5 protein-coding genes are annotated in these 3050 nt (G+C 52.1%); 2 read left to right on the plus strand and 3 right to left on the minus strand.

What is annotated here, in order from left to right; all coding sequences use genetic code 11:
* The coding region (locus tag VI895_05180) for a hypothetical protein (protein ID HLG19193.1) at window positions 1–239 on the minus strand (239 nt) is incomplete at its 3' end.
* Window positions 240–279: 40 nt separating this feature from the next.
* Window positions 280–993 carry a transposase gene (locus tag VI895_05185; protein HLG19194.1) on the minus strand — a complete coding sequence of 238 codons (714 nt, stop codon included), beginning with the start codon at window positions 991–993 and terminating at the stop codon, window positions 280–282.
* Window positions 994–1096: 103 nt separating this feature from the next.
* Here VI895_05185 and VI895_05190 point away from each other — a divergent pair, with 103 nt between their 5' ends.
* Window positions 1097–1375: an alpha/beta hydrolase gene (locus VI895_05190; protein ID HLG19195.1), complete on the plus strand. Its 279-nt coding sequence runs from the start codon at window positions 1097–1099 to the stop codon at window positions 1373–1375.
* Window positions 1376–1607: 232 nt separating this feature from the next.
* Entirely contained in the window at window positions 1608–2372 is a 765-nt protein-coding gene (locus VI895_05195) for a hypothetical protein (GenBank protein ID HLG19196.1), read from the plus strand.
* 125 nt (window positions 2373–2497) lie between these two features.
* Here VI895_05195 and VI895_05200 read toward each other — a convergent pair whose 3' ends face one another.
* Window positions 2498–2908, minus strand: coding sequence for a hypothetical protein (locus VI895_05200; protein ID HLG19197.1), 411 nt, complete (start codon window positions 2906–2908; stop codon window positions 2498–2500).
* Window positions 2909–3050 lie beyond the last annotated feature (142 nt).

Below are 3050 nucleotides of genomic sequence, written 5' to 3' on the forward strand. Positions count from 1 at the left end.
GTGGCGCTCACCTGGCTGATGTTCAGGTTGACTCCGCGCTTGGCAAAGTATCCGGCCTCGTGCGCCACCAGCAACGGCAGATAGAGAGTGCCGTAGGCGGCAATGGCCACTTCCAGAACATTCTTTTCAGGTTTGAGGTCGAGGCCCTGCGCGGCGTGGCCCGGGATTTCGCTCGCCGCCGTTAACCACGCGAGCGACAGCACCAGTGAAATAATTTCTTTGACGGGTAGATGTGCCATGATGTTTTGCTCCTTCCGGGAAAATGGGTCGAAAATGGGGTCAGAGAACTTTTTCGACCGCACTCACAGCCGGTTTTCTTGGCCGGCCTCGCGCTTCGCCCACTAAACGACGCCCCGTCATCGCTTCAACTTGTTTCTGAAATGCTTCCCGCCCGATCAGCCGGCCCCGTTGCGTCGAATGTCGGATTTCCTCCCACTCTCCATCGCCAATTTGCGAGTCGATCCATGCTCCATATTTCTCTCGCCTCTCGTCAGCAGCCGTTCCCAACCCGGAGTACCACGGATCTTCGTCCAGTAAACGATCCGGTATGCCCAATGCTCGATACTGATAACTACTCCAGCGATAATCTTTTGGATGCGCCACCAAACCGGCTCTCACGGGATTTAATTCGATATAGCGGCTGCACATTATCAAGTATTCATCTCGGCTGACCGCCGCGCTCTTAAATCGCCCCTCCCACCAAGTACCCGATCTCCGATAGTTCGCATTGATGTAGCGAACGTATCTTCGGCCCACGCTCTGCATGAATCGGCCGAGATCCCCGATCTCTGACGGTTCCACCAAGAGGTGAAAATGATTCGTCATCAAAACGTAAGCGTAAATCCTGCAACGACATTTAGCCTTAGCCTGCCGAAGACATTCCAAAAAGAACCGGCAATCATCCTCGGCAAAAAACGTAGCCTGCCGATTGTTTCCACGCTGGATGATGTGATGAGGATGGGCAGGAATGGTAATTCGCGGTGACCGTGCCATAGAACATCCTATGCGGCGGGAGTTTAGCGGAGCTTACAATCGGAGCACCGGGCTCGTCAAGAAAAAAGTTCTCTGACCCCCTTTTCAGACCCTTTTCTATCAGATGCTGCGCTTCAGCCCGCGCATCGGTTTCAAATCGCCCTGTTTCTACAACCGCCCGCTCAGAAACCGCCTGCACCGCATCACTTCCCCGGCGCTCGTCATCTGGGGGGAGAAAGATAACTTCGTGCCGCGCTCCCACGGCGAGACCTACGCCAAGCTGATTCCCAATTGCAGCGAATTAAAAATCATCCCCGGCGCCGGCCACAGTGTGATCGTGGAGAAACCGGACGAGACTGCGAAACTGGTCGTCGATTTCCTAAATCAAGCGGGGCCAGTCTGACGTCGTTCAATCGCTGAATTGCTGTATAGTGTCTCCGGAATTCCCCATCCGCTTCGCTTACTCGTGGCCCTCTTCGCCTTTTTGGTTTTGGGATAACGGTGGCATTCCAAATCGTTTCGTCTACAATGCAAACACCGAGGTTACAATGGATTTCCGCAGTACTCTAGAAAAGATTTCCGATCATTACGAAACGTTATTCGACCGACTCAGATTTCGATTTAGTGGAGATCATTTGAAAAGGGAAGAAGAATCACTCTTCTGGGAGCAAAAGGGCTGTAATCTAATGATGTCAGCGCTGAGCTGGAAGAAAATTGACTTTGAGATCGACCCTAACGATATTAGACCAAATGTTCTCACGACAGAGGGAAAGAAAGTCGAAATTGACTTCCGAATTCGGATCCTCGGAAGTCCTATATATTTCGGTGTGACGCATTTTCATAGTCGCCCACTTGAAAGAGATCTTACAGTCGTTGACGAACCGATAACGGATCTCAAAGAGTTTGTTTACATTGGCGACAAACTTGTCGAAACGGTCCATATTGGTGACGCTCGGATAATAGGGCGTAGGGTTCAAAAAGATTACCTCAATAAGCGGGTTGTCACCAGGATTGCAAAGGAGGGGAGACACTCGTTTCCTTATGATTACGTCTACATTCTATTTCCTAAAAGCAGTCCCGCGTCCGGAGGTGGCCTCGATGGCATTCCGGCCAGTTTTGAATTTGGGGCAGGATATGATTATCCCGAAACCGGGATTACAGGTATTGTTTTTGTTGGCAAGAAGGTTCAGGTGGACGCGAACGGAAACAAGCGGGTGCGCAACGATCAGATGACACTCAGAACTTTATCGTTCACACGGTGTTCCGCCCAGAGTAAAAAGATTTTGACGGACTTCGACCGGATGACCGTTGATCTCACGAAAGACCTGGACAAAGTACGACGGTACTTGGAATCCGCGGGTATTGATCCCAAGTTATACGCGGAGTTCAACGAGCCATAGCCCACACAAAAAATTACAGTTAGGTCTCGCAATCTCACCTTCCGATTTCAACACCAGATTCAATGCGTGTCGAAGTCGTTGTAGGGCGCTTCAAGTGAAATGGTTACGTAGATTTCCAAGAGGGCTTACCTAACAGGGTCAGGTTCTTCGACGAATCTGATCTGCATCCGACGAACGCGCTCCTTGGCTGCTTGATACGCGGCCTGAAACCGTGGATCCGCCAAGAGCTTTTGGCGCGATCCCTTCGATGAATACGACGCCTTGGCGTTGCCAGTCTGTTCGCGCGCGAGCTTGAAAGCGAATGGTGCGTCTTCTGCCGAACCGCTGTGATAGCGGAGACGATCCCGAAGTCGTTTCGACCGGCCGACGTACAGATGTGACGCGCCCTCCGAGAACACATAAATGCCGGAGTTCGGAACGTTTCTGGGCAGCCCTCGGAGCGTAACAGGCTCCATTCGCATGAGCGCTTCGTATTTCGCATGAAGCTGCTCCACGTGCTGCCTGAACACCTCATTCATGTTCCGCTCGGGGGTCATGATGGGGGGTGCGTCTTGCACTACAAGGGGGAAAATGGGGTCAGACAACTTTTTCGACCGCACTCACAGCCGGTTTTCTTGGCCGGCCTCGCGCTTCGCCCACTAAACGACGCCCCGTCATCGCTTCAACTTGTTTCTGAAA

The organism is Bdellovibrionota bacterium (assembly GCA_035292885.1).
Lineage (GTDB): Bacteria > Bdellovibrionota_G > JALEGL01 > JALEGL01 > DATDPG01 > DATDPG01.

Bases quoted from the DNA above. Each gene is read 5' to 3' on its own strand.
- VI895_05185 (HLG19194.1), bottom strand. From the start codon at position 993: ATGGCACGGTCACCGCGAATTACCATTCCTGCCCATCCTCATCACATC.
- VI895_05200 (HLG19197.1), bottom strand. From the start codon at position 2,908: ATGACCCCCGAGCGGAACATGAATGAGGTGTTCAGGCAGCACGTGGAG.
- VI895_05190 (HLG19195.1), top strand. From the start codon at position 1,097: ATGCTGCGCTTCAGCCCGCGCATCGGTTTCAAATCGCCCTGTTTCTAC.